Annotated in this window: 19 protein-coding genes; 18 read left to right on the forward strand and 1 reads right to left on the reverse strand. The window is 75.1% G+C overall.

Annotation, left to right across the window (positions count from 1 at the left end; translation table 11 throughout):
* The first annotated feature begins 425 nt into the window (after positions 1-425).
* Both J7F03_RS18000 and J7F03_RS18005 read left to right on the forward strand, forming a co-directional pair.
* Positions 426-1,034, forward strand: a complete 609-nt coding sequence (locus J7F03_RS18000; RefSeq protein WP_251072105.1) for a cysteine hydrolase family protein — start codon at positions 426-428, stop codon at positions 1,032-1,034.
* Between the two features lie 162 nt (positions 1,035-1,196).
* Positions 1,197-3,839 carry a helix-turn-helix transcriptional regulator gene (locus tag J7F03_RS18005; protein ID WP_214950586.1) on the forward strand — a complete coding sequence of 881 codons (2,643 nt, stop codon included), beginning with the start codon at positions 1,197-1,199 and terminating at the stop codon, positions 3,837-3,839.
* Between the two features lie 86 nt (positions 3,840-3,925).
* Here J7F03_RS18005 and J7F03_RS18010 read toward each other — a convergent pair whose 3' ends face one another.
* Positions 3,926-5,206 carry a hypothetical protein gene (locus tag J7F03_RS18010; RefSeq protein ID WP_214950587.1) on the reverse strand — a complete coding sequence of 427 codons (1,281 nt, stop codon included), beginning with the start codon at positions 5,204-5,206 and terminating at the stop codon, positions 3,926-3,928.
* Positions 5,207-5,376: 170 nt separating this feature from the next.
* Between J7F03_RS18010 and J7F03_RS18015 the strand changes: the two genes are divergently transcribed.
* The 16 genes from J7F03_RS18015 to J7F03_RS18090 all read left to right on the forward strand — a co-directional run bounded on the left by J7F03_RS18015 (position 5,377) and on the right by J7F03_RS18090 (position 25,182).
* Positions 5,377-6,075, forward strand: a complete 699-nt coding sequence (locus tag J7F03_RS18015; protein WP_214950588.1) for a response regulator transcription factor — start codon at positions 5,377-5,379, stop codon at positions 6,073-6,075.
* 186 nt (positions 6,076-6,261) lie between these two features.
* Positions 6,262-10,299, forward strand: coding sequence for a DUF11 domain-containing protein (locus J7F03_RS42360; protein WP_214950589.1), 4,038 nt, complete (start codon positions 6,262-6,264; stop codon positions 10,297-10,299).
* Between the two features lie 7 nt (positions 10,300-10,306).
* Positions 10,307-10,990 (forward strand): DUF4255 domain-containing protein, encoded by a 684-nt coding sequence (locus J7F03_RS18025; RefSeq protein ID WP_214950590.1) that lies wholly within the window; start codon positions 10,307-10,309, stop codon positions 10,988-10,990.
* Positions 10,990-12,981, forward strand: coding sequence for an ATP-binding protein (locus J7F03_RS18030; protein ID WP_214950592.1), 1,992 nt, complete (start codon positions 10,990-10,992; stop codon positions 12,979-12,981). Before J7F03_RS18025 ends, J7F03_RS18030 begins: the two co-directional genes overlap by 1 nt.
* Positions 12,982-13,293: 312 nt before the next feature.
* Positions 13,294-14,880 (forward strand): phage tail sheath subtilisin-like domain-containing protein, encoded by a 1,587-nt coding sequence (locus tag J7F03_RS18035; RefSeq protein WP_214950594.1) that lies wholly within the window; start codon positions 13,294-13,296, stop codon positions 14,878-14,880.
* 36 nt (positions 14,881-14,916) lie between these two features.
* Positions 14,917-15,360 (forward strand): phage tail protein, encoded by a 444-nt coding sequence (locus J7F03_RS18040; RefSeq protein WP_214950596.1) that lies wholly within the window; start codon positions 14,917-14,919, stop codon positions 15,358-15,360.
* Between the two features lie 7 nt (positions 15,361-15,367).
* Entirely contained in the window at positions 15,368-15,823 is a 456-nt protein-coding gene (locus J7F03_RS18045; protein WP_214950597.1) for a hypothetical protein, read from the forward strand.
* On the forward strand, positions 15,820-15,975 hold the full coding sequence (locus J7F03_RS18050; protein WP_214950598.1) for a DUF6760 family protein: 156 nt from the start codon (positions 15,820-15,822) through the stop codon (positions 15,973-15,975). The genes J7F03_RS18045 and J7F03_RS18050 overlap by 4 nt, the downstream gene beginning before the upstream one ends.
* A 150-nt stretch (positions 15,976-16,125) precedes the next feature.
* Entirely contained in the window at positions 16,126-18,798 is a 2,673-nt protein-coding gene (locus tag J7F03_RS18055; RefSeq protein WP_214950599.1) for a hypothetical protein, read from the forward strand.
* Between the two features lie 26 nt (positions 18,799-18,824).
* A complete protein-coding gene (locus J7F03_RS18060) occupies positions 18,825-19,259 on the forward strand; it encodes a phage tail protein (protein ID WP_214950600.1) in 435 nt (144 codons plus the stop codon).
* Positions 19,260-19,274: 15 nt separating this feature from the next.
* On the forward strand, positions 19,275-20,036 hold the full coding sequence (locus tag J7F03_RS18065; protein ID WP_214950601.1) for a LysM peptidoglycan-binding domain-containing protein: 762 nt from the start codon (positions 19,275-19,277) through the stop codon (positions 20,034-20,036).
* A gap of 3 nt (positions 20,037-20,039) precedes the next feature.
* Positions 20,040-21,899: a VgrG-related protein gene (locus J7F03_RS18070; RefSeq protein WP_214950602.1), complete on the forward strand. Its 1,860-nt coding sequence runs from the start codon at positions 20,040-20,042 to the stop codon at positions 21,897-21,899.
* Between the two features lie 50 nt (positions 21,900-21,949).
* Positions 21,950-22,231 carry a PAAR domain-containing protein gene (locus J7F03_RS18075; protein WP_214950604.1) on the forward strand — a complete coding sequence of 94 codons (282 nt, stop codon included), beginning with the start codon at positions 21,950-21,952 and terminating at the stop codon, positions 22,229-22,231.
* Positions 22,232-22,238: 7 nt separating this feature from the next.
* A complete protein-coding gene (locus J7F03_RS18080) occupies positions 22,239-22,667 on the forward strand; it encodes a GPW/gp25 family protein (RefSeq protein WP_214950607.1) in 429 nt (142 codons plus the stop codon).
* The gene (locus J7F03_RS18085; RefSeq protein ID WP_214950609.1) at positions 22,667-24,673 is read left to right on the forward strand and encodes a putative baseplate assembly protein; all 2,007 of its coding nucleotides are present in this window, start codon (positions 22,667-22,669) and stop codon (positions 24,671-24,673) included. Before J7F03_RS18080 ends, J7F03_RS18085 begins: the two co-directional genes overlap by 1 nt.
* On the forward strand, positions 24,670-25,182 hold the full coding sequence (locus J7F03_RS18090; protein WP_214950611.1) for a phage tail protein: 513 nt from the start codon (positions 24,670-24,672) through the stop codon (positions 25,180-25,182). Before J7F03_RS18085 ends, J7F03_RS18090 begins: the two co-directional genes overlap by 4 nt.
* Positions 25,183-25,221 lie beyond the last annotated feature (39 nt).

Below are 25,221 nucleotides of genomic sequence, written 5' to 3' on the forward strand. Positions count from 1 at the left end.
CCCCAGACCTCGGTGATGACGGCGAGGTCGAAGGCGCGGATGCCGGGCTGTACGACGATCGCGACGCGGTGCATGGCGGTGAGTCTGCCACGGCCGTCCCGGCGGTCAAGGGGGCTGTGGGGGGCTGTGGGACGGCGGCGGGGGTTCCGGCGGAGGAGGCTTCGGGGGTACGTCCGGGGTCTGTGGGGGGCTTGTGGGGGCTCCTGGGGGTTGCGCGTGGCCCGCGGGGCTGCCGGGAGGGTGGGGAGCGGGGTTCGGCGGGGGTGTGCGAAGGGTCTTCGCCGCGGGTGTGCGCGGGGCTCCGCCGGGGGTGCGCGAGGGGTGTGCGGCGGGGGCTTGCGAGGACTGCCGGATCGGCAGGATCCCATCGGTTCGGGTCCCGGCCGCCGCTGTCGCGAAGGCCTCGCGTCGCAGAGGATCGAGTCATGACGAACACGATCGAGATCACCCCGAACAGTGCCCTGCTGGTCATCGACGTCCAGAAGGGCTTCGACGACGCGGCCCTCTGGGGACCGCGCGACAACCCGGCCGCCGAAGCCAACATTGCGGCGCTGATGGACACTTGGCAGGAGTCGGGCCGCCCGGTAGTGGTGGTCCGGCACGTCTCCCGGGCCGGTATGGTCTTCGCGCCGGACCAGCCCGGACACGCCCTCAAGGAGTTCGTCGCCGAGCGGTCGGAGCGGGCGGCCCTGCACATCACCAAGTCCGTGAACTCCGCCTTCTACGGAACCCCGGACCTCGCCGACTGGCTCACCGCCCAGGACATCGGGCAGCTCGTGGTCGCCGGGATCCAGACCAACATGTGCGTCGAGACCACGGCCCGGATGGCGGGCAACCTGGGCTACGACGTCCTCGTACCGCTCGACGCCACGCACACCTTCGACCTGGCCGCCGGACCCGGCCCGGACGCGCCGCGGCTGACGGCCGAGCAGCTCGTCACCGCCACCGCCGTCAACCTCCAGGGCGGCCGCTTCGCCCGGGTCGTCACCACCGCTCAGCTCGTCGACGCGGCCCGGGCCCAGGTCACCGCGTAGTACCGCGGCCGGTCGGTGAGGATCGGTTCGCTGGTGAGGGGGGTCGTGGGTGCGGTCTGCCCCGGCGGACTCCTCGTACACCTGGCCGACGAGTCCCACTGGGGCGGCGGGATTCGGTCGTCGGGGTCTCGGGAGCGGGGGCGGCGGTCCTACCATCGACGCATGGTGGTCTCCTGGCCCTTCCACGGGCGAGCCGCGGAACTGGACCGGGCGCACCGGGCGTTGACCGGGCGCGAGGCGGCGGTTCATAGCGCCACGAACCGCGCTCCCGGCGGGTGGGCGGCGGCGGGCCCGCGCGGAGTGCTGCTGGTCGGTGCGGCCGGGGCCGGGAAGTCCTGGCTCATCGCCGAAGTGCGCCGCACCCTGCCCGAACTGCTCGTCGCCGAGGGCTCGGAGGCAGCCCGGAGCACACCCTTCGGGGCGCTCGCACCGCTCCTGCCGGAGCGGATGGCCCCCGACGGCAACCGGTGGCGCTGGGCGGCCGACGCCCTGGCCGGCGCGGCGATCTGCGTGGACGACGCCCACCTGCTCGACCCCCTGTCCGCCACACTGCTGCGACGCCTCGTGCACGACGGCGAGGTGCGGCTGCTGGCCGCCGTACGCACCGGATCCGGGACGCCCGAAGGGCTGCGCAGGCTCACCGAGGACCGGCTGCTGGGACGCCTGGAACTGCCGTCCTTCACCTCGGCCGAGACGGCGGCCCTGCTCACGGCAGCCCTCGGCCCGGTGGCCGAGCGGACGGCCGCCCGGCTGCACGAACGGACCCGGGGAAACCCGCTGCTCTTACGGGAGTTGGTGCTCGCGTCCATCGACAGCGGCGAACTGCGCCTGGAGGACGGAACGTGGGGGGCGGCGCCCGGGCAGCTCCCCGGCCCGCCCCCCGACCGCGTCGCCGACCTCGTCGAGAACCGCGTCGGCGGCTACGGCCAGGACCGGCCCGAGCTGCGCGAGGTAATCGAACTGGTCTCTTTCGGCCAGCCGTTGGAGATCTCCCTGCTGCTCGGCATGGCGGACCCGGCGCTCGTGGAAGAGGCCGAGGCGCGCGGACTGCTCGCCGTCGCCGACGAAGGGCGGCGCACCTACGTCCGCACCGCCCACCCGCTGTACGCCGAAGTGGCCGCCGCGCGGTGCCCCCGGGTCCGTGCCCGGCGCCACCACCGGGCGCTGGTACGGGCGGTGGAGGCCGCCGGCGCCCGCCGCGGCGGGGACACGCTGCGGCTCGCGCAGTGGCGGCTGGCCGCCGGGATGACCGAGGACCCGGCCCCGCTGCTGGCCGGGGCCCGGGACGCCTGGGCGGCGTACGACACCGCGGCGGCCGTACGGCTCGCCGAGGCGGCCCGCGACTGCGGCGGCGGCACGGAGGCGGCGCTGCTCCTCGCCGAGGCCCTGAGCTGGGCGGAACGCTATGACGAAGCCGAGCGGGTGCTCGGCGAATGCGCCGGTTCGCCGATGAGCGACCTCCAGCGCGTCCGGCACGCCGTGCTGCGCGCCCACGGGCTCAGCTGGGGGCTGCGCAGTTTCGCCGCGGCCGAGCGGGTGCTGATCGAAGCCGAGTCGGCGGTCGCCGAGCCCGCGCTGCGGTGGGAGGCCGGCGCCCGCCGGGTCGCACTGGTCGGCGCCCAGGGCGACTTCGGGGCCGCGCTGGAGCTGGCCGCGGGACTCCTCGCGGAACGCGCGGACACGCGGCGGACCGGAGCGCTGCTGACGACGACCGCCGTGGCGCACGCCTACACGGGCCGGCCCGAGGAGGCCCGGAGCGAGGTCCGGCGGGCCGCGGAACTCCTCGGCCGGGAACCGGCGGAGGTGCTGCCCCTGCGACTGGCCGAATTCGCCGCCGAGTTCTGGGCGGGCCGGCTCGACGGCGCCGACCGGGCCGCCGACGCCTTCGCGGAGCTGCTGCTGCGGTGCGGCGACTGGCCGGTGGCGGAGCGCTCCGTGGACGCCCTGTACGGGGCGGTCCTGCTCTGGCGCGGCCGGCCGGGCCCCGCCCTGACCCGCTTCCGGGCGGGCATCGCCGCACGCGGCCCCGGGTACTACGACACCTCCCACCTCGGCGGCGCCGCGCACGCGGCCGCGCTCGCCGGGGACGCGGCCCGGGCAGAGGCCTACCTCGCGGCCGCCGACCGGGGCGCGGCCGCCGCCCCCGTGGTCTTCGACCACTGGACGGAACTCGCCCGGCCCTGGGTGGCGGCGGCCGGGGGCCGCCTGACGCAGGCGGTGGAGCTGGCGCGGAGCGTCGCCGAAGGGGCGCGGGCGGGGGGCCTCGCGGGCTTCGAGCTGCTCGCCCTGCATGACGTGGCCCGCCTCGGCGGGGTCGCCGGGGCCCGTGCGGTCGCGGACCGGATGCGGGAGGCGGCCTCGGCGCACGAGGGCGCGCTGGCCACGGCGTGCGCCGCGCACGTGGCGGCGCTCGCCTCCCGCTCGGGGCCGGGACTGTGGGAAGCGGCAAGGGAGTTCGAGGTCCTGGGCTACGGGCTCTTCGCGGCCGAGGCGGCGGCCGGCGCGGCGCAGGTCGCCGTGGACGCCGTCGCCGCCCGGGCCGCGGCGGCCCGGGCGCACGCGCTGGCCGCGCGCTGCACGGGGCTCTCGGCGGGTGCCGTCCCGGCCCTGGCGGGTCTGGCGGTCCCCGCGCTCACTCCGAGGGAGCGTGAGATCGCGGCGCTGGCGGCGCAGGGACTGGCCTCGCGGGCGATCGCGGGCCGGCTGAGCGTGTCGCCACGGACCGTGGACAACCACCTGACCAGCATCTACGCGAAGCTGGGCATCCCCGGACGCTCGAACTTGGCGGCGGTCCTGGCGCCGTAGGGGCCGTCGTGCCGGTCAGGCCGGGCTCGCGGCGCCCCGCCGCGTTCCCTTCGGTCGACGGGGCGGGGCGCCGCGCCGGCCCCGCGCTACTCCAGCGTGCCGCTCAGCAGCGCGGACGCCGAGCACTTCGTCGGGGCCGCCGCCGCCGGGGGCTTGCCGATCGTGCGGCAGGCCAGGGTGATCGTGATCTCCTGCTTCGGGCCCGCCAGGAGGGCCGACGCCCAGTGGAAGTCCTGTTCGCGGAAGTTCTCCAGCGCGGGGGCCAGCAAGGGCTTCCCGCCCACCGAGAAGGTCACCGTGCCCGCGTCGCCCTGGGGGTTCTCCAGGATCAGGTCGGTCAGACGCAGCACCTTGTCGTCCGGGACGGTGTACGTCGCCGACTTGGTGGCGCCGGCGCCCGCCTCCGCCGTCAGGCGGGTCGAGAACAGGTTCGCCTGGGCCTGGGGGGCCGGGCCCGTGCCCGGGGAGGCGCCCGGGGAGGCGCCCGGATCGGGGGACGGTTTCGCGGCGCCCCCGGCGCCCCCGCCCGCCGCGGCCTTTTCCGCCGCCTCCTTCGCCTCGGCCGCCTTCGACTCCGCCGCCTGAACCGGGCCCTTCACCGCTTCCTTGGCCGCGCCGCGCACCGCCGGGCGCAGCAGGGTGAACCAGATCACCGCCAGCGCGGCCAGCAGGGCGAGCACCGCCAGCAGGGCCCGCAGGGCCGTCGCCGAAAGGACCGGGCGGTGCAGCAGGGTGCCGTCCAGGACCGCCGGGGCCACGCCGTCCTCGGCGGGCGCGGCCGTCACCTGGAAGGGGTGCGGGGTGGGCATCCCGCGCCACATCCGCCGCCGCGCGCGCACGGGAATCCGTACGAACGCGGCCTGGCCGGCGCCGACCACGGTCGCGGTGGAGGGAAGCGTGAAACGCAGCGCGTCCGACTGGTCCTTGGCGGACAGCGACACCGTCAGGGGGTGGTTCCCCCTGTTGTCCAGGGCGAGCTGGAAGCGGGCCCCGCCGCTGCCCTGGCTCAGCCTCGGCGTCAGCTCGGCGCTGAAGTCCGCGTACGCGCCGATGTCGAGCAGGCCTTCCGGCACCGTCGCGTGCTCCGGCTGCTCCTGGGGCAGTACCCGGACGCCGTAGGCCAGTTCACCGGGCGGGACGGCCGAGTCCCGGGGCGGCCGGACCACGAGGTGGACCGTGCCCGCCGTGTCCGGGTAGAGGGACAGCGTCGATGGTTCGACCACCGTCCAGGCCGCGGCCGGTCCCAGCACCTCGAAACCGTAGGCCTCGACGACATTGCCGCTGTTGCGCAGCTCCAGCGGGATCCGGACCTCGTCCCCGGGCATGACGGCGGCCGGGGAGGCGTCCAGATGAGCGGAAGTGGTCATGAGGGGACGGTAGGGAGGGGTGCGAAGGCGGGTCCGCACCCGTACGGACACATCCGGGGGCACTGCGCGTTGCCCGTTGAGTCCGTGTGGAGTGCCTGCTGACTGCCCGGGTGTTCACTGGGTGGACACGCGGCAGGTGGGGCTGCCGCGGTGAGCTGGGGGAGAGCGTCATGCGCTATCAAGGGGAGAGCGGGGCCGAACGGATCCCGGTACGGCTGACGGCCCAGGACCCGATCTCGCGGGCCGGCCTCGCGGGGCAGTTGCGCAACTGCCCCGAGGTGCGGCTGCTGGGGGACGAGGAGTCCTACGAGGCGTACGGGAACTCGTGCGTGGCCGTCGTGGCCGCGGACCGGGTCGGGGAGAACGAGACGCAGACGCTGCGGCGTGCCCAGCGCGGCGCGCCGGACGGCGGCGGAGGGGCGGGGGGCGGCGCGGGCGGCGAGGCGCGGATCGTGCTCGTGGTGACGGAGATCGACGACGCCGGGCTGGTGGCCGCCGTGGAGTGCGGGGTCGTCGGGGTGGTGCGGCGCTCCGAGGCCTCGGGGGAGCGGCTGGTCCAGGTGATCACGGCCGCCTCGCGCGGCGAGGGCAGCGTGCCGGCCGACCTGCTCGGGCGGCTGCTGGACCAGGTGGGACGGTTGCAGCGGCAGGTCCTCGACCCGCGCGGGCTGGCCTTCACCGGGCTCGCGCCCCGGGAAGTGGATGTGCTGCGGCTGGTCGCCGAGGGCAGCGACACGGCGGAGATCGCCCGTGCGCTGGCCTTCTCGGAGCGGACCGTGAAGAACATCCTGCACGACGTGACCACCCGCCTCCAGCTCCGCAACCGCTCGCACGCCGTGGCCTACGCGATGCGGCAGGGGTTCATCTGAGCCGCCCGTCCCGGCGTCCGGCCGGACTCCTGCCCCGGCGTCCGGCCGAGCCTCGAATGCCCCTTGGGGCAAGGTGAGTTACCCGCAACGGTGCCCCGCCCTGGGCTACGGGCGGGGCACCCGGCGGGCCACGGTTGCGGTGAGGCCCGCCCCGGGGGCGGGCGGGGACACGTCCGGGAGACGCGCGTGCGACGAGGTGGCTTCAGGCGGTTCGGGCGGTCCATGGTGCTGGTGGTGTCCCTGGGGCTGATGGGTGTCGTGCCCCCGGTGACGCCGGTCCGCGCGCCGGCCGCGCCCGTGGCCGCGGCGGCGGACGCCCCGGACCCCGGGCGGCTCGCGTACATCGGCGACGGCGCGCACCACACCGTCAACACCGTCGGCGGGAACGGCGAGTTGGCCCCTCTGCTGCCCGTCGGCGTCGCGGGCAACGACTGCCAGCCGGCCGCGCGCGGCGACGACCTCGTCTGGGTCAGCGACCGCAGCGGCGAGGGCGAGGGGATCTACCGGCGCACCGGCGACGGACCCGCCACCCGGGTCTTCTGGCGCAAGGGCTGGCGGATCGCCGACCCCGTGCTGTCCCCGGACCGGCAGTGGATCGCGTTCGCCTCCTGGGAGAACGATCCCGGCGACGGCTACTCCGCCACCGGCTACCGCTGCGACGACATGGAGGGCCGGAGCGAGTACCCGATCGGCGTCTGGGTCGTCCGCACCGACGGCAGCGGACTGCGCCGGGTCGCCGAGGACGCGGACTGGCCCGACTGGTCGCCCGACTCCTCCGAGCTGGTCTACGCGCACGACGGCGAGGCCCTGCGGGTTCCGCTGGCCGGAGGGCCGGCCGTCCGCGTCTCGCCGGCCGGGGACGACGCGCGGGTGCCCGTCTGGGAGCCCGGCGGCAAGAACCGCATCGCCTACATCTCCTCGGACGGCGACGGCGGGTACGACCTCGAAACGGTCCCCGCCGACGGGCGCGGCGAGACCGCGCCCCAGATCCTCGCCCAGGGCGAGCGAGGCGAAAGCGGCCGGCTGGACCTGGCCTGGCGGCCCGACGCGGGGCAGCTGCTCGTGCTGTTCGGGGAGCCCTACTACGTCGACCCCGCGCGGCCGTGCGACGGCTGCCCGGGCACCCCGCTGTTCGACCCCGACACGGTGGTGCCGCTGAGCTCGCACAACGTCGCCTGGTACACGCCCGCCGGGGCCGGCGCCGGGCCGCGGCCGCTGGTCGCCGGGGAAGACTGGGAGTCGGAGAACATCGAGCGGCAGCGGGCCGCGATGCCCGTGGACCGCGTACAGCTGCGGGCCGCGCGGGGGGCGGAGTACGCCTTCGCGGATCCCGCGTACGCGCCCGACGCGCGCCGGCTGGCCTTCGTACGGGTCCTCGGCGGGTCCGATCGGGCAGTGGCGCGGTACGTCCGGCCCACGCAGATCATGATCGGGGAGCCGGAGGCGCTCGCGGCCGCGCGGCCGCTGGCCTACCAGGGGATGAACCGCGACGAGACGCAGACCCGTCCAGCCTGGTCCCCGGACGGCACCCGGCTCGCCCTCGCCCGCCGGCCCGACCCCACCGAGGCCAACCCGAACCCGCGCACCGAGATCGCGGTCGTCGACGTGTCCTCCGCGCAGCCCGAGGACTGGAAGCTCGTGGCCACCGTGCCCCGGCGGACCCGATCCGGCTACGACTGCCGCTCGGACGACCTGGAGCCGAGCTGGTCCCCGGACGGCACCCGGCTCGCCTTCTCGCGCTGGAGCGAGTGCGTCCTGACGCCGAGGCCGCACATCGCGGCGGAGCCGCCGGACGAGGGAGCGCCCGACCGGTACCCGGACCGGCACGTCTGGACCGCGAACGCGGCGGACGGGAACGGGCAGCTCGACGTCACGGGCGCGCAGTGCGGGCCGGACTGCGCGGTGATCGACGCGCGCCCCGCCTACGATCCGCGGGGCGCGGGGCTGGCCTTCGTCCGGCACGAGCACTACATCGACAACACGGTCAACACGGTCGACACGGTCGACAAGATCAACAGGGTCGACACGGGCCGCTCGGGCAGCCCAGGCGCGAAGATCGGTACGGCCGACGCGGCCAGGCCCGCGGCCGAGCCCGCGCCCAGTGCGGCCAAACCCGCCGCCATCGCGACCGGCGGGCCGGCCCCCGAGACGCGGATGGTGGTACTGGCCTCCGAGGACGGCAAGAGGTGCCGGGCCATCGTGCCCCGGCAGGACTCCTGCCCGGTGGACGTGCCCGTCCCGTCCTCGGGCGCGGCGTACTACGAGGCCGACAACCCCGCGTGGTCGCCGGGCGGCGGCCGGCTCGCCATGGACGTCGTGCGGATGTCCGACAGCAGGTACGACACCCGCATCCTGGTCCTCGACCCGGACAACGACGGCGGCGCGGACGACTACGCGCAGATGTTCCCGGGCACCACGGACGTCGGCCAGCACCAGCCCACGTGGGAGCCGAGCGCCGACCTGTCCGTCGAGTTCACCGGCGGCGACGCCACCGTGCTCCTCGGCGACCCGGTCGAGCTGGTGGTGGTGCTGCGCAACCGGGGCATCGCCCCCTCGCCGGGCACCGAGGTACGCATCACCCTGCCGCCGGGCCTGGAGCCGGCGGGGTCCGCCGTCCCGTCGGCGGGCACCTGCACCGCGCAACTGGTCTGTGAGCTCGGCACGGTGGAAGCGGACGACCGGCGCCAGGTCTCGATCAGGATGACCGTGAAGGGAGCCGCACTCGGGGTGCACCGGGTCGAGGCCGTGGCCGAGGCAGGGCTGCCCGACCACGTCCCGGCCGACAACCGGGCCGGGGCCGCGGTCGCCGTCGTCGTCCCCGACCTCGCCGTGACGGCGACCGCCGTCCCGGCCGTGCTGAAGATCGGCGAGCGGACGAAGGTCGAGTTCACCGTCCGCAACGCCGGCACCGCGACCGCCGAGGACGTCCGGCTGAAGATGGTCCTCCCGCCCGGACTGGCCCTGGTCACCGGCACCGCCTGCCCAGCCGACGGCTGCGCGCTCGGCGCGCTGAAAGCGGGCGCCGAGAAGAAGCTCACCTGGGAGTACAGCTCACCCGAAGGGCTCTCCGGGACCGTCGAGGGCACCGCCTCGACCACCACCCGGCGCGGCGTCGACGGCAACCCCGACAACGACCGCGCCGCCGTCGACCTGACCTTCGTCGACCCGCGCCGCCCCGACGCCGCCGTCACCGTCACGGCGACCCCCGGCCGCCTCGCCACCGGGGAGCAGTCCACGGTCGTGTACAAGGTGACCAACCTCGGCGACGCCACCGCCAAGGCGGTCCTGCTGACCCCGGTGCTGCCGGCCGGCATGACCGTGCTCTCCGCCGTCCCCGCCTGCCCGCCCGCCGGCTGCGCGCTCGGCGATCTGGCCCCCGGCGCCACGGCGACGGTGACCCGCGTGGTGACCTCGCCGACCCCGCTCAGCGGCAACGCCACCGGGACCGTGGTCACGGCCGGGGTGGACAGCAACCCCACCAACAACACCGCCTCGGCGCCGATCGTGGTCGAGGCGGCCCCGCCGCCGGTCCCGGGCCGCTACGCCGACCCGGCCGTCTCGGTGACCGCCACCCCGCGCACCGCCTACACCGGGGGCGTGGTCGCCGCGGAGGTGACGCTCTCCAACCCCGGGTCGCTGCCGGCCACCGGGCTGACCCTCGTCCTCACGGTCCCGCCCGGTCTGGGCGTGACCTCCGTGACCCGGCCCGGGTGCGTGGGCGCGGGCGCGGGCGCGGGCGCGGGCGGCTGCCCCGTCCCGGACCTGGCCCCGGGCGCGCGGCTGACCGTACGGCTGGAGCTGGCGGCCGGGCAGCCGCTGACCGGTGCGATCACGGCCACCGTCACCACCACCGGGACCGACGCCCAGCCCGCCAACGACACGGGATCCGCGCAAGTGACCGTACGGCAGCCCGTGCTGGAGCTCAGCCCTGTCCTCGGGCCGCCCGGCTCGGTGACGCAGGCGCACGGAGCCGATTTCCCGCCCGGCGCGACCGTGGACCTCCGCTGGGACCGGGGGGTGACGGTCGCCTCCACGCCCGTCGTGGTCGGGGCCGACGGCAGTTTCACGGCGCCGGTGCTGATCCTCGTACAGGACACCCTGGGCGACCGGAAGTTGACCGCGACGCACGCCGACGTGACCCCGCCGCTCTTCACGGAGGTGTCGGCGCCGTTCCTGGTGGTGCCCGGTGTGCTCCAGCCCGACAACTTCCAGTGGCGCAGGTGATCCGGCCGTGATCCACGAGGTGGACGACGCGCTGCGCGAGCTCGTACGGGCCGAGGCGCTCGGCGGCGGCGCGGGCGTCGACGTGGTCTTCGACGCGCCGACCCGCGACTGGGCGGCCCGGCGCAACACGCCGACCGTCAACCTGTACCTCTACGACATCCGGGAGGACCTCGGGCTGCGCTCGCGCGGGCGGCGCAACGTGTACGACGAACAGGGCAGGGTGATCTCCCGGACCCTGCCGCCGCGGTACTTCAAGCTGTCCTACCTGATCAGCGCCTGGACACAGCGACCCGAGGACGAACACCGGCTGCTGGCCTCCCTGTTGGGCTGCTTCCTGCGGTACTCGGCACTGCCGGGCGAGCGGCTCGGTGCCGAACTGGGCCTGACCGGGCTCCCCGTGCCGGTGTCGATCGCGCTGCCGCCGCCGGAGAACAAGGCCTTCACGGACGTGTGGAGCGCGCTGGGAGGGGAGTTGAAGCCCTCGCTCGACGTCGTGGTCAGCGCCCCCGTGGTGGCGGCCCCGGTGTACCCCGCGGGTCCGCCGGTGGAGGAGGGGCTTTCCGTCGACCTGTCGGACCTCTCGAAGCCCGTGCCGCCGCCGTCGGGGGTGCCCGCGCCCGCGCCGCCGCCGGGGGCCGCCGCGGTGCCCCGCCCGCGGGCCGCCCGCGCCCGCCGCCGGAGCGAGGGCTGATGGACTACCTGCTGACACGGCTGGCCACGGTCGAGGCCCGGGTGCGTGCCGCCGTCGAGGCGCGGCGCGGGAGCGACCCGGAGGCCGACGACCCGTTCCGCGGGCTCTACCTGTCCGACGACACCGTCCGCAGGATCCTCGACGCACCCGACCAGGTGCCCTGGCCCGATCCCTCGCCCCCGGACGCGCCCGGCGACGGCGGCTCCCGGCTGGAGCGCCTCGAAGCCGGCTTCGGGCTGCTGCCGCTGGACGTGGAGCTGCTGCTGATCGCCCTCGCGCCCGACCTCGACCGGCGCTTCGAGCAGCTCTACGGCTACCTCAACGACGACGTCACGCGCCGCCGCCCGACCGCCGGGCTCGCACTGGGGCTGTGCGGGGTGCCCGCCGCCTCGGCGCCGGCCCGGGCCCGGCTGTCGGCCGACGGGCCACTGTGCGTACGCGGCCTCCTGCTGGTGGAGGAACAGGAACGGCCCTTCCTCGGCAGGTCGTTGCGGGTGCCCGACCGGGTCGCGGCACACCTGCTCGGCGATGACGCGGTGGCGCCCGAACTCGCCGACCTGCTGCGCCCGGCGGAGGCGGCGGGAGACACCGGACTGCCCAGCGCACCGCTGGCGGGCGCGCTGCGGTCGGGCGTCTCGCCGGTGTACCTGCGCGAACCCGCCGGAGGGGCCGCCGCGGAACTGGCCGCCGAGGCACTGGGCGGCGCCGGACGCGGGGCCTTCGTACTGGACCTGGACCGACTCGCCCGGCACTCCGACCCGGCCCCACTGGTGCGCGCCGCCGGCCGGGAGGCCGCCATGGCCGGGGCCGGCCTGATCGCCGCCCCCGTGGAGGCCCTCGCACAGCGCACCGAACTGCTGCGCGCGCTCGCCGCGCTGCCCGTCCCGGTCCTGCTGGCCGGGCAGGCGGGCTGGGACCCCGAATGGTCGGACCGCACCCCGCTGCTGGTGGACGCAGGACGCCTCGGGGCGGCCGCGCGGACCGCCCTGTGGGCCTCGGTGCTCGGCTCCGCGCCGGGCGAAGCGGTGGCCGCCTTCGTGCTGAGCCCGCGCCAGATGCGACGGGCGGCCGCCACCGCGCGGCAGCAGGCGGCGCTGGCGGGCGGTGGCGTACCGGGCGACGCGGAACTCCTGCACGGGGTACGGGCCCAGAACACCTCCGGGCTCGAACGCCTCGCCCGCCGCATCCAGCCGGGCGTCGGCTGGGGCGACCTGGTGCTCCCGCCCGCCGTACTGGGGCAGTTGGGGGAGCTGGCCGCGCGCGCCCGGCACCGCGACCTCGTGCTCGGGGACTGGGCGATGCGGCCCGGCGGCGGGCGCGGGCGGGGCGTGATGGCGCTGTTCGCGGGGGACTCCGGGACCGGCAAGACCATGTCGGCCGAGGTCATCGCGGGCGAACTGGGGCTGGACCTCTACACGGTGGACCTGGCCACGGTGGTGGACAAGTACGTCGGCGAGACCGAGAAGAACCTGGAACGGATCTTCACGGAGGCGGCCGGCGTCAACGGCGTGCTGCTCTTCGACGAGGCGGACGCGGTCTTCGGCAAGCGCTCGGAGGTCAAGGACGCGCACGACCGGTACGCGAACGTCGAGAGCGCGTACCTGCTCCAGCGCATGGAGACCTTCGACGGCCTCGCCGTCCTCGCCACCAACCTGCGGGCCAACCTCGACGAGGCCTTCACCCGCCGCCTCGACCTGGTCGTCGACTTCCCGCTGCCGGACGCCGAGCAGCGGCTCGCGCTGTGGGACCGCTGCCTGGGGCCGCGGCTGCCCCGCGGCGACGACCTCGATCTGCCCTTCTGCGCACGGTCGTTCGAGCTCGCGGGCGGCGACATCCGCTCGGCGGCGGTCACGGCGGCCTACCTCGCGGCCGACGCGGGCCGGCCCGTGACGATGGCCGACCTGGTCGCGGCGGTGGCCCGCGAGTACCGCAAGCTCGGACGGCTCTGTCTGGAGAGCGAGTTCGGGCCGTACCTGCGCCTCGCCTGGTGAACGGCTGCCCGAAGGGGCAGCCCGCGCCGCAGCCCCGGCCCGGGGCGCGAAGGGCCGCCGTACCGGCCTCCTCGGTGGCCTCTTCGGTGGCCTCGGCGGTGTCCTGCGGCTGCTTCGCGGTCCGGCTCACGGCGGCAGGGTCGTCTCGGGCCATCGCGGAGTGAAGTGCCCGGGGCCTGGGGGGATGCGCAGCCGGGTCTGCCCGTCCGGGCACTTCAGGGTTCCCCCGAAGGCGCACGACCGGTCATGACCATCAAGGGGTGCGGGGCGGGAGGGTGAGATCAACCGTCACACCCCAGGGGGAGGACCCGGATGCCGTCGTACCTGTCACCAGGCGTCTACGTCGAAGAGGTCGAGGCCGGCTCGCGCCCGATCGAGGGTGTGGGTACCGCCGTCGCCGCCTTCGTCGGGCTGGCAGCGGCAGGACCGTACAACGCGCCCACCCTGGTGACCAATTGGAGCCAGTTCACGGCCACCTTCGGGGACTTCACGGAGGGGGCCTACCTCGCCCACTCCGTCTACGCCTACTTCCTCAACGGCGGCGGCACCTGCTACGTCGTACGGGTCGGCGGCGAACCGGCCGACGGCGCGTCCCCGGCGACGCCCGCCGCCGTGCCCGCATCCGTCGCGGGCAAGCGGGGCAAGCCCGGCGCGCTGCCCGCGGGCGCCCGTACGGCGCTCGGCGGATTCCAGGTCGCCGCGCTGGAAGGGACCGGCGAGGGGATCAGCGTCGAGATCGCCGACGCGGGCGGCGAATCGCCGGCCGAGGACGCCTTCACCCTCAATGTCAAGCGCGGGGACCGGACGGAGGAGACCTGGGAGGTCTCCAGCAAGCGCGGCAACCGCAACTACGTCGTCACCGTCGTGCGGGACCGTTCGCGGCTGGTCACCGTGGAGGACGCCGGCCCGACCCAGGTGCTGGCCCGGCCCGAGAACCAGACGGTTGCGGTGGCCCCGGCGCCCGTACCGGTACCCGCCGTACCCGTGAGCGTCACCCCGGCCTCGTACGTGGGCAGTTCGGACGACCGGACCGGCTTCGGCGGCCTGGAGACGGTGGACGAGATCACCATGCTCGCCGTACCGGATGTGATGAGCGCGTACGAGCAGGGCGCGATCGACGCCGAGGGCGTCAAGGCCGTGCAGCTCGCGATGATCGCGCACTGCGAGCTGATGGGGAACCGGGTGGCGATCATCGACCCGCTGCCGGACCTGTCGCCGCAGCGCGTCAAGGACTGGCGGATGACGGGCGCGGGATACGACTCCAAGTACGCGGCCCTGTACTACCCGTGGGTCAAGGTCGCCGATCCGTCGTCCGGACAGACCCGCTATATCCCGCCGAGCGGGGCGATGGCGGGCGTGTGGGCGCGCAACGACGAGAGCCGCGGCGTGCACAAGGCGCCGGCCAACGAAGTCGTGCGCGGGGCCGTGGACTTGGCGGTCCACTTGACCAAGGGCGAGCAGGACCTGCTCAACCCGATCGGCGTCAACTGCATCCGCTCCTTCGCCGGCCGGGGCATCCGGGTGTGGGGCGCGCGGACCCTGTCCTCCGACCCGGCCTGGCGGTACCTGAACGTGCGCCGGCTCTTCAACTACATAGAGGAGTCAATCCTCATCGGCACCCAGTGGGTGGTCTTCGAACCCAACGACGACGCGCTCTGGGCCCGGATCCGGCGGACGATCTCGGCGTTCCTGGTGAACGAGTGGCGGCGCGGCGCCCTCTTCGGGCTGACACCCGACGAAGCCTTCTACGTGAAGTGCGACCGCGAGACGAATCCGGCCGAGGGGATCGACGCGGGCCAGGTGGTCTGCGAGATCGGCATCGCCCCCGTGAAGCCCGCCGAGTTCGTGATCTTCCGGCTGGCCCAGTTCTCGGGCGGCACCAGTCTCGTCAACGAGTAGCAGCGGGTATCCGCTATCCGCTAGGGGGTTTACGGCATGGCACTTCCCGATATGGACACCTCGGTCGGTCACTCCTTCGGGCTGGAGATCGACGGGGTCGTCATCAAGCAGATCAACGAGGTGACGGGCCTGAAGATGGAGCAGGACGTCATCGAGCTCAAGCAGAACACGGCGGACGGCAAGTACGTCATCAAGAAGCTGCCCGGGCGCCCGAAGGCGGGCGAGGTCACGCTCACGCGCGGTCTGACGGCCGACAACAACTTCGAAAAGTGGATCAAGGACGCGCGGTTCGGGAAGATGAGCTCGGCCCGCAAGGGCGGCGCGATCATCGTCTTCGACTACGAGGGCCAGGCGATCAAGCGCTACACGCTGGTCAACGCGTGGCCGAAGAGCCTGGAGATCAGCTCGCTGAAGGCGGGCGACACCAGCGTCCTGACCGAGAAACTCGTCATCACGTACGAGCAGATGGACGTGGCGTGATCTGCTGATGCGACGACAGATGACACCACCCGGCGGGGCGGAGGACACGGCCGCACCGCTGCCCGCCGCCGAACCGGCGCGGGGCGGCTCGATGCGGACGGAGTTCGCCTTCGAGCTGCCGCGCGGGTACGTGGACGGCGCGGGCCAGGTGCACCGTACGGGCGTGATGCGGCTCGCCACCGCGCGCGACGAGCTGGTGCCGTTGCGGGACGACCGGGTGCGGGAGAACCCGGCCTACCTGTCAGTGGTGCTGCTGGGGCGGGTCGTGGAGCGGATCGGCGCCGTGACGGACGTCCACGCCGGGGTGATCGAGGACCTGTTCGCCTCCGACCTGGCCTTCCTGCAGGACTTCTACCGCCGGATCAACGCCGAGGGCCACACCCGGGCACAGGTGACGTGCCCGTCGTGCGGCACGGACATCGCGGTGGACCTCTCGGGTGGTGGGCGCCTGGGGGAATCGTGACGTACGCGGCAGATGACCTGTACGGCGAAGTCGCGTACATCGCCTACCACTTCCACTGGCCGATGGACTCGCTGCTCGACCTGGAGCACGCGGACCGGCGGCGGTACGTGGACCAGATCGCGCGGTTGAACCGGCTGGCCGGGGGGCGGTGAACGGTGGTGTTCGACGCGTTGCGCGCGCGGCTGCGGGGCCGTGCTGCCGAGGAGCCGGCTGCTGCCCCGGGTGCTGCTGCCCCGGCGGCGGACGGCCCCGCTTCCGGGGGCCCTGCTTCCTCCGGTCCTGCTCCCGTGGGACCTGCTCCTGTGCGTCCCGCCCCGGCCTGGCCCGGACTCCCGGTCCAGCGGAGCACGTTCGGCGCGGCCCCGCTGCTCACCGACCCGCAGCGCTTCGGAGCGGGCCTCGCCGCGTGGCACGACCCCTCCCTGACCGGAACCCTGGGCCACGCGGTGACCCCGGACGCCCCGTCGGGCACGATCCACCTCGGGGCGGAGCCGGCCGCGACCGGCTCCGCCGCCTTGCCGTCGAACCCGGCGCCCGGTCCGGCCCCGGCCGTGGCCGCGCAGGCTTCGGCGCCGGGCGCAACCGCGGCTCCGCCGGAGCCCGTCCCGGTGGTGCGGCCCGACCTCGTACGGAGTCTGACGGTGGCTCCGCCGCCGGACCTCCCGCCGCGCGTCCTCCCGGCCCAGCGACTGCCCGACCCCCCGGCCGCCGCCCCGCGGCCGGGCCTTTCGCCGCAAGCACCGGCGGTGCGCGGGCCGGAGGCCCCGATGACAGACCTGCCCGTGCGGGGGCTGCCCGTACAGCGGTTGGACGCCGCTGCCCCTCCCGTGGAGCCGGCGCGGGCCGCCGAGGAGGCCCAGGCGTCGGCCGGCCCGGCCCGGCCCGAGTCGGCGGACCTGCCCGTGGCGGGGCCGCAGCGCCCGACCGCTGCTCCGGGGGGCGCGGATTCCCCTGGGGCGGAGTCCGCTTCGCCGATGGCCCCCGCGCCGAGCGGGCTGCCGGTGCAACGCCTGGACGCGCCGCCGTCCCCGTCGGCGACGACGCGGGACCTGTCCGCCGCCTCGGGGGCTGCCCTTCCGCCCCGGGAGGCCCCGGCCTCCCCGGCGGAGTCGCAGGGCCTGACCGCCGCTTCGGCGGATGGCGGTCCGGACCGGGGGACATCGACCCGGGCGGTGGAACAGCTGCCGGTGGTACAGCGGCTGGATGCTCCGGTTGCCGCTCCCGCAGAGTCTCCGCGTCCGCCCTCCGTGACTCCGGTGTGGGCGGACGCCTCCGTCGGGCCGGCGGAACTGCCCGTGCAACGGCCGGCGCAGGACCCGGCCGTTGCCTCGGGAGATGCCGTCGCGCCCCGGGCGTCGTCGGCTTCGCCGGTGGACCCTACGGCGAGTGGGCTTCCCGTGCAGCGGCTGGACGCTCCGGCGCCGGCGCAGGGCCCGGCCGCCGCGTTGGGGTCGGCCGTTCCGCCCAGGGAGGCGTCCGCTTCCTCGGCGGACGGTGATTCGGCTCGGGCGGCGTCGACCCGGTCGGTGGATCTGCCCGTGCGGGGGCCGGCGGTGCAGCGGCTGGACGTTGCGGCTGCCGCTCCCGTGGAGCCCGCGAGTCCGTCCTCCGTGGCTCCGGCGTGGGCGGACGACTCCGCCGGTCAAGCGGCCCCGGCCGGGCCGGAGGAGCTGCCCGCCGCCCCGTCGGAGCTCGGGGCAGCCCTGCCGTCGGCGGACGCACCGGCCGCCACCGTGCAGCGGCTGGAGGCCGCTTCGGGCCCGACACCGATGCCGATCGTGGGCCGGTGGCCCCTGGACGGGGGCGGCCCGGCCGCCGCCGGGCCCCCGCACCTGCCGGTCCAGCGGCTGGAGGCGCCGGCCGGCTCCTCGGCGCCCTGGCCTTCGCCCGGTGCCGAGCCGGCGGTTCCACTCGCCGCACCGCCCGCACCCCCCGGGCCGGCCGCAGCGCCGCCGAGGCGGCTGGGGCTGGGCGCCCCACTCCCGGCACGCTCCGAGACCCCGGCCCCGTCGCCCGCGCCCGCCCCGCCGGATCCGCCTGCCCGCCGCGTCGGCCTTGGCGCCCCGATCCCGCCGGTCCAGCGCACCCCGACCGGCTCCGCGCCGCCCGCGCCACCGCCCGTACGTCCCGACGCAACCGTCCCCCTGGCCCAGCGGCGGACCGCTGCTGAGGACTCCGCACCTCCGGACGTGCTCGGGCTCCCGGCTCAGCGGTGGGCCGCCGCCGAGGACTCCGTACGCCCCGACGTGCTCGGGCTCCCTGCCGCGCGGCCGACCCCGGCCGAGGACTCCGTACGCCCCGACGGGTTCAGCCCCGCGCCCGCGCCCGCCCGCCCGCCGCTGCCCGCCGTACCGCTCACCCCGCTCCAGCGGGCCGTGGAACCGGGTCCCCTCGCCGCGCTGGTGGGGGAGCGGGGGCTCCGGCTCCGGTCCGCGCCCTCACCCCCGCCGCCGGAGGCGGGCGCGCCGCCTGGGCCACCGGATCCGCCGCAGGCCGTCGTGGTGCCGCTGACCTGGGCGTCGTCCTCGTCCGTGCATCCGGCGGCCGCCATCGGGGCCCCCGCTGCCGCGCTCGCCCCAGGCCCGGAGGGCGAGGCCTTCGCCGGCCCGGCCGCCGGGGCCGCGGCCTCCAGGCTCTCGACGGTCCAGCGTTCGACGTGGCAGCCCCCGCCGGGGCCGCCACCGCCCCCGGTGGCGCAGCGGGACGTGGAGGAGGCCCCGCCCGCCGCCGAGGCGCGCGAGGCCGTACCCGCGCCGCCTCCACCGGCGCAGCCACCCGTCCCACCCGAACCCCCACCCGAATCCCCACCTGCACCCGCACCCGCAGCCGCTCCACCCGCCCCACCCGCCCCACCCGCGGAACCCAACACCGACGAGCTCGTCCGCCGCCTCATCGGCCCCCTCGGCCGGCTGCTCCGCGCGGAACTGCGGCTCGACCGCGAGCGGGCCGGCGTACGGCTCGATCCCAGGCACTGAGAGACGGAAGGAGAGCGGACAGCGACATGGCCCGGCAACAGGACCCCGCCGTCAGCGTGTGCTTCATGGTCGAGATCGACAACATCAGCCTCGGCTCCTTCAACAGCTGCGAGGGCCTCGGCTGCGAGGTCGTCATGGAGCAGCGCGAAGAGGGCGGCAACAACGGATACGTCTGGCAACTCCCCACCCGGATCAAGTACTCCAACATCAAGCTCACCCGCCCCGTGACCCGCGACACCGAACAGGTCACCCGGTGGCTGGCCGGCATGCTCGGCGGGATACCCCGCAAGACCGCTCACATCAGCGCCATGACCCTCGACGGCACGGTGGTCGCCCGCTGGAGCCTGATGGACGTGGTCCCCGTGCGCTGGACCGGGCCCATCCTCAATCCCGAGACCGTCAAGGTCGCCACCGAGACGCTGGAGATCGCCCACCACGGTTTCCTCAACGCGGGCCGATAGGGGAGGACTTCGGACATGTCCCTGCAGCAGCCCGTCGCCTTCATCGCCTCCGCTTCCCCCGCCTCGCCCTCCGGCGGTTCCGGGCCGCGCCCCAAACTGGAGCGTGCCTGGCTGGAGTTGCGCGAGCCGCCCGCGGACGGCGGGTCCGGGCCGGCCGGGCCGCGGATGGGGCGGATCGACTTCCAGTTCAATCCCAAGGAGCTGACCCTCGCCAAGTCCGCCCAGTGGGAGCGCAAGCCCGCCAAGGGCGCGGCCACCGCCGGCCCCGCCGAGTTCAAGGGACCCGGCGCCGCCAAGCTGACCCTGGAGATGTTCTTCGACGCCACCGCCGACCAGGACGGCCGGGTGGTGGCGGCGGTCGAGAAGCTGCTCGCCTGCTGCGTGGCCACCCAGGAGACGCACCAGCAGAAGCAGGGGGTCCCGCCCTGGGTGATCCTGCGCTGGGGCGGACTCACCGGGTTCGTCGGCTACGTCAGCCAAGTGCAGGCGAAGTACACGCTGTTCACCCCCGGCGGGATCCCGATCCGCGCCGTCTGCCAGGTCACGCTGGAGGAGCTCAGCGGACCCATGCCCGGCCAGAACCCCACCTCCGGGGCGCTCGCCGCGCGCCGCGTGCACCACGTGGTCACGGGGGACACCCTCGCGCTGCTCGCTTGGCGGGAGTACGGGGACGCGACCGCCTGGCGCCACATCGCCGAGGCCAACGGCATCGACGACCCGATGCGGCTGGCGCCCGGCACCGAACTGCTGCTGCCGGGCGCCGAGGAGCTGGACTGACCCATGGCCGGAGAGAGTTTCGTCAACAGCCTCGCCGTCGAGGTCGCCGGGCAGCCGCTGCCCGAGCCGGTCGCGCAGACGCTGGTGTCGGCGTACGTGGACGACAGCACCGAACTGCCCGACCTGTTCGTACTGCGCTTTCGCGATCCCCACCATCTCGCCCTGCGCGCCGCCGGCTTCACCCTCGGCAGCCCCGTCAGGCTCTTCGCGCGGGCCGCCGACGACCCGCAGCGCCAACTCCTCGTGTCCGGTGAGGTCACGGCGGTCGAGATCGACCTCGACGCCACGGGCACCTTCACCGTGGTACGCGGCCTCGACCACGCGCACCGCTTCTTCCGGGGCCGCCGGGTCACCGGATACCGCCAGATGACCGCCTCCGACGTGGCCGTGCAGGTCGCCCGGCGGGCCGGACTGCCCGTCGGCTCCGTCGACAGCACCACCACCGTCTACGAGCACCTGGCGCAGCCGGGCATCACCGACTGGGAGTTCCTGCACCGGCTGGCCGACCTCGCGGGAGCCGAGGTCGGCGTACTGGAGGGCCGCTTCTTCTTCCGGGTGCCGGCCAAGGCCGACGGTGCGCCCGCCGCGTCCACCCGGCCCCAAGCGAGCCCGTACGTCCTGGAGTTCGGCCGCAACCTGCTGAGCTGCCACGCTTCGGTGACCGCCGCCGACCAGGTCCAGCAGGTGGAGGTGCGCGGCTGGGACGTCCAGGCGAAGGCCGCCGTCGTCGGTCGGGCACCCGCCGGGCGCAGCGACCGGCTCGACCTCGGCCTGACCCCGCAGCAGGCCGCCGACGCCTTCGGCGACGCGCTGTTCCTGGCCACGGACACCCCGTACCGCACCCAGGCCGAAGCCGACCAGGCCGCGAAGTCCCTGGCCGCCGACCTCGCCGGATCCCTCGCGGAACTCGACGCCGTCGCGATGGGCATGCCGAGGCTGCGCGCGGGCACCGCCGTCACCCTCACCAACGTCGGGTCGCCCTTCGAGGGCAAGTACACGATCTCCGCGAGCCGCCACGTCTTCGACCCGCAGACCGGCTACCAGACCTGGCTCACGGTCGGCGGCCGCTCCAACCGCTCGCTCCACGGCCTCGCCTCCGGCGGCGGGTCCGGCCCGGGCGGCGACCGGGGGCGGATCGGAGGCCTGGTCAACGCGACCGTGACCGACACCCGGGACCCCGAGGACCGGGGGCGGGTCAAACTGGCCTTCCCCTGGCTGGACGGGGAGTACGTGAGCGACTGGGCCCGGACCGCCGATTTCGGGGGCAAGGGCGGCGGCGGCATCTTCGGGCCCGAGGTGGGCGACGAGGTGCTCGTCGGCTTCGAACAGGGGCGCGTGGACCACCCGTACGTCATCGGCGGGCTCTACAACGGCCAGGACAAGCCCTCCGACCACGAGGCCCCGCTCGTCGACTCCACCAGCGGATCCACCAACCGCCGCTCCCTGGTGTCCCGTTCGGGCAACCGGCTGGAACTGCTGGACTGCGCGCGCGGCCCCAAGGGCGTGCGCCTGGCCACCGGCGACGGCAAACTCACCCTCCACCTCGACCAGCAGAACACCTCCGTCACCGTGCACAGCGACGGAACCGTCGAGATCGAGGCCAAGGACAAGGTGACGGTGAAGGCGCGGCAGGGCATCGCCATGGACGCGGGCACCGGGAAGCTCGAACTCAAGGGCCAGTCGGTGGAGATCACCTCCCAGGCGGGAGTGGAGGTCGACGGCGGCGCGGGCGCGCTGAAGCTCCAGACCAACGGCCAGGTGGACGTCAAGGGCACCACCGTCAGTGTCAACGGCCAGGCCAGTACCGAACTCAAGGGCGGCGCCAGCCTGTCGATCACCGCCGCGCTCGTCCGCATCAATTAGCCGCGGTACCCCCGAAGACGAAGACCCGCAGGATCGAGGAGAACAGCGATATGCCGCCAGCCGCACGCGTCGGGGACCCCACCGGCCACCCCGGGGTGATCGGGCCGCCCGGAGTGCCCACCGTCCTGATCGGCGGCATGCCGGCGGCCGTCGTGTCCACCCCGCACATCTGCTCCTTCCCGCCCCCCGCCGTCCACCCGCCGTCGGTCATCGCCCCTCCCGGGTGCCCCACCGTCCTCATCGGCGGTCTGCCCGCCGCACGCATGGGCGACATGGCCGCCTGCGGCGCGCCGGTCATCATGGGCGCCCCCACCGTCCTGATCGGCGGGTGAACCGGCCGTGGGGGAGCAGTTCATCGGCGCCGGCTGGGCCTTCCCGCTGCGCACCGACGCGACCGGAGCCATCGCGCTGGTGCGCCGCGAGCAGGAGATCGAGGAGAGCATGCGGCTGATCCTGGGCACGGCGCCGGGGGAGCGCCCCATGCGCCCGCAGTTCGGCTGCGCCATCCACGACCACGTCTTCGCCCCGGCCGACGCGGCGACCGCCGCCCAGATCGGCTACGAGGTGCGCACCTCGCTGGAGCGGTGGGAACCCAGGATCCGGCTCGTCGACGTGAGCGTCAGCTTCGACGCCGTGGAGGCCGGCACCCTCTACATCGACATCAGCTACGCCCCGCGCGGCTCCAACACCCCCCGCAACCTGGTCTTCCCGTTCTACGTGATCCCCGCCCACGGCTCGCCCGACGCCACCGAAGGGAGCGGCGGCTGATGGCGCTGCCCCGTCCCAACCTCGACGACCGCCGCTTCCAGGACCTCGTGGACGAGGCCAAGCGGATGGTCCAGCAGCGCTGCCCGCAATGGAGCGACCACAACGTCTCCGACCCCGGCGTCACGCTCATCGAGGCCTTCGCCCACATGACCGACCAGCTGATCTACCGGCTCAACCGGGTCCCCGACAAGAACCACGTGGCCTTCCTCGACCTGATCGGCCTGACCCTCAACCCGCCCTCGGCGGCCCGCACCGACGTCACGTTCTGGCTGTCCGCGCCCCAGCCCGAGACCGTCCGCATCCGCGAGGGCAGCGAGGTCGCCACCACCCGCACCGAGACCGACGAGGCGGTGATCTTCTCGACCGTACGGGAACTCGCGCTGGTCCCGGTCGAGTTGTCGGTCCTCGCCACCGGCTCCGCCGAACCGGGCGCGGCCCCCGCCGGCGCCCCGCCCGGCGCCGCAGCTGCTCCCGCCGCCCCCGCCGCCCTGACCGACCGGGGTCCAGAGCTCGCCACCGGGCGCGGAGTACCCTGCTTCTCGCCGGTGCCCCGCCCCGGCGACGCCCTCTACTTCGGGCTCTCCGAGGCCGCGCCCTCCTGCGTGGTCGCGCTCCGCCTGGACTTCCCCGTCGCCGGCCACGGCATCGACCCCGAACGGCCCCCGCTCGCCTGGGAGGCCTGGACCGGCGAGGGCTGGACCCGCTGCGAGGTCGACCGCGACGGCACCGGCGGCTTCAACCGGCCCGGCGACGTGCTGATCCAGCTCCCCGACACCCACCTCGCCTCCGCCGAGGCCCGCCACCGCGCCGGCTGGCTGCGCTGCGTCGTCGTCGCCCCCGCCGAAGGGCAGCGGACGTACTCGGCGGCCCCCTCCCTGCTCTCCGCCGAGGCGTTCACCATCGGCGGTACCGCCCCCGCCGTCCACGCCGAACGGGTCGGCGAGCACCTCCTCGGTGTCTCCGAGGGCGTCCCCGGCCAGAGTTTCACCCTCGACCGGGCCCCGGTGATCGCGGGCGGGCTGCCCTTCACCGTGGAGACGCACAGCACCGCCGAGGGCTGGGTGGACTGGACCGAGGTCCCCCACTTCGGCGAATCGGGCCCCAGGGACCGGCACATCGGCGTCGACCGCGCCACCGGCGAGATCACTTTCGGCCCCGCCGTGCGCGAGGCCGACGGCTCCCTGCGCCAGTACGGGGCCGTGCCCGCCAAGGGTGTCCCGGTCCGCGCCCGCCCCTACCTCACCGGCGGCGGCCGGCGCGGCAACGTGGCCCGCCGCACCCTGGGCGTCCTGCGCAGCTCCATCCCGTACATCGCGCGCGTCGAGAACCGCCGCGCCGCCGGCGGCGGGGTCGATGGCGAGGACGTGGCCAACGCCCGCCTGCGCGGCGCGATGGAACTGCGCACACGCGAACGGGCCGTCACCGCCGAGGACTTCGAGTACCTCACCCGGCAGGCCGCCCCCGAGGTCGCCCGCGTCCGCTGCGTCGAAGCCCCCGAGGCGGGCCCCGGCGGGGTGCGCGTACTCCTCGTACCGGCCGCCGAGGACGACGGCGAAGGGCGCCTGGAATTCTCCCGGATGGCCTGCCGGCCCGAGCTTCTCGCCTCCGTGGCCGCCCATTTGGACGCCCGCCGCATGCTCGGCACCCGGCTCGTCGTCGAACCGCCGTACTACCAGGGCGTCACCGTCGTCGCCGTCCTGCGCGCCGCCGACGGCATCCCCGCCGCCCGCGTCCAGCGTGCCGCGCTCGCCGCCCTCTACCGGCAGCTCAACCCGCTCACCGGTGGACCCGACGGCGCCGGCTGGCCGTTCGGCCGGGCCGTGCACACCGGAGCCCTCTGGGCCGTCCTCGAACAGGTCCCCGGCGTCGAGTCGGTGGAGAGCGTACGGCTCTTCCCCGCGGACCTGGAGACCCGCCGGCGCAGCGAGCCCGCCGACCGGATCGTGCTCGGCCCCGGCTCCCTCGCCTTCAGCTACGACCACCAGGTCAGGGTGGACCACCGGTGAGCCGGCGGCTGGTCCCCGGACTGACCTCCCGGCATCCGCTCGGCGCCCAACTGCCCGCCGTGTATGCCGAGGACGACCTCGCCCAGCGGATCACCGAGAGCCTGGACGAGGTGCTCGCACCCGTACTGGCGGTCCTCGACTGCCTGCCCGCCTACTTCGATCCCGGCCTGGCCCCCGCCGACTTCACCGCTCTCCTCGGCGCCTGGGTGGGCGCCGACGGCGACGTCCCGGGAGCGGTGTCCGCCCACGCCCGGCGCGGCACCGGGGCCGGCCTCGCCGAACAGGTCCGCCAGGTCTTCGGGGTCACCCCGGAGATCGAGGAGAGCGGCGCCGCCACCTGGTCCGCGACCCCGGGGGCGCCGCTGCCGGGCTCCGGCCGCCCGTACCTGGTGGTGCGGCTGCGCGTGCCCGACCCGGACGCGGTGGACACCGCCGCGCTGACGGCGTTCGTGGCGCGCGGCCGGCCGGTGCACCTGCCCTTCCGGGTCGAGGTGGTGGCGATTGGGTAGTGGGTTACTCATGCAGTACGGAGAGTGAGCGGCCATCCT

The organism is Streptomyces sp. ISL-43, assembly GCF_018614195.1.
Taxonomy (GTDB): domain Bacteria; phylum Actinomycetota; class Actinomycetes; order Streptomycetales; family Streptomycetaceae; genus Streptomyces.

Bases quoted from the DNA above. Each gene is read 5' to 3' on its own strand.
- J7F03_RS18000 (WP_251072105.1), top strand. From the start codon at position 426: ATGACGAACACGATCGAGATCACCCCGAACAGTGCCCTGCTGGTCATC.
- J7F03_RS18040 (WP_214950596.1), top strand. From the start codon at position 14,917: ATGGCACTTCCCGATATGGACACCTCGGTCGGTCACTCCTTCGGGCTG.
- J7F03_RS18030 (WP_214950592.1), top strand. From the start codon at position 10,990: ATGGACTACCTGCTGACACGGCTGGCCACGGTCGAGGCCCGGGTGCGT.
- J7F03_RS18085 (WP_214950609.1), top strand. From the start codon at position 22,667: ATGGCGCTGCCCCGTCCCAACCTCGACGACCGCCGCTTCCAGGACCTC.
- J7F03_RS18015 (WP_214950588.1), top strand. From the start codon at position 5,377: ATGCGCTATCAAGGGGAGAGCGGGGCCGAACGGATCCCGGTACGGCTG.
- J7F03_RS18075 (WP_214950604.1), top strand. From the start codon at position 21,950: ATGCCGCCAGCCGCACGCGTCGGGGACCCCACCGGCCACCCCGGGGTG.
- J7F03_RS18005 (WP_214950586.1), top strand. From the start codon at position 1,197: ATGGTGGTCTCCTGGCCCTTCCACGGGCGAGCCGCGGAACTGGACCGG.
- J7F03_RS18065 (WP_214950601.1), top strand. From the start codon at position 19,275: ATGTCCCTGCAGCAGCCCGTCGCCTTCATCGCCTCCGCTTCCCCCGCC.
- J7F03_RS18010 (WP_214950587.1), bottom strand. From the start codon at position 5,206: ATGACCACTTCCGCTCATCTGGACGCCTCCCCGGCCGCCGTCATGCCC.
- J7F03_RS18035 (WP_214950594.1), top strand. From the start codon at position 13,294: ATGCCGTCGTACCTGTCACCAGGCGTCTACGTCGAAGAGGTCGAGGCC.
- J7F03_RS18045 (WP_214950597.1), top strand. From the start codon at position 15,368: ATGCGACGACAGATGACACCACCCGGCGGGGCGGAGGACACGGCCGCA.
- J7F03_RS18060 (WP_214950600.1), top strand. From the start codon at position 18,825: ATGGCCCGGCAACAGGACCCCGCCGTCAGCGTGTGCTTCATGGTCGAG.
- J7F03_RS18070 (WP_214950602.1), top strand. From the start codon at position 20,040: ATGGCCGGAGAGAGTTTCGTCAACAGCCTCGCCGTCGAGGTCGCCGGG.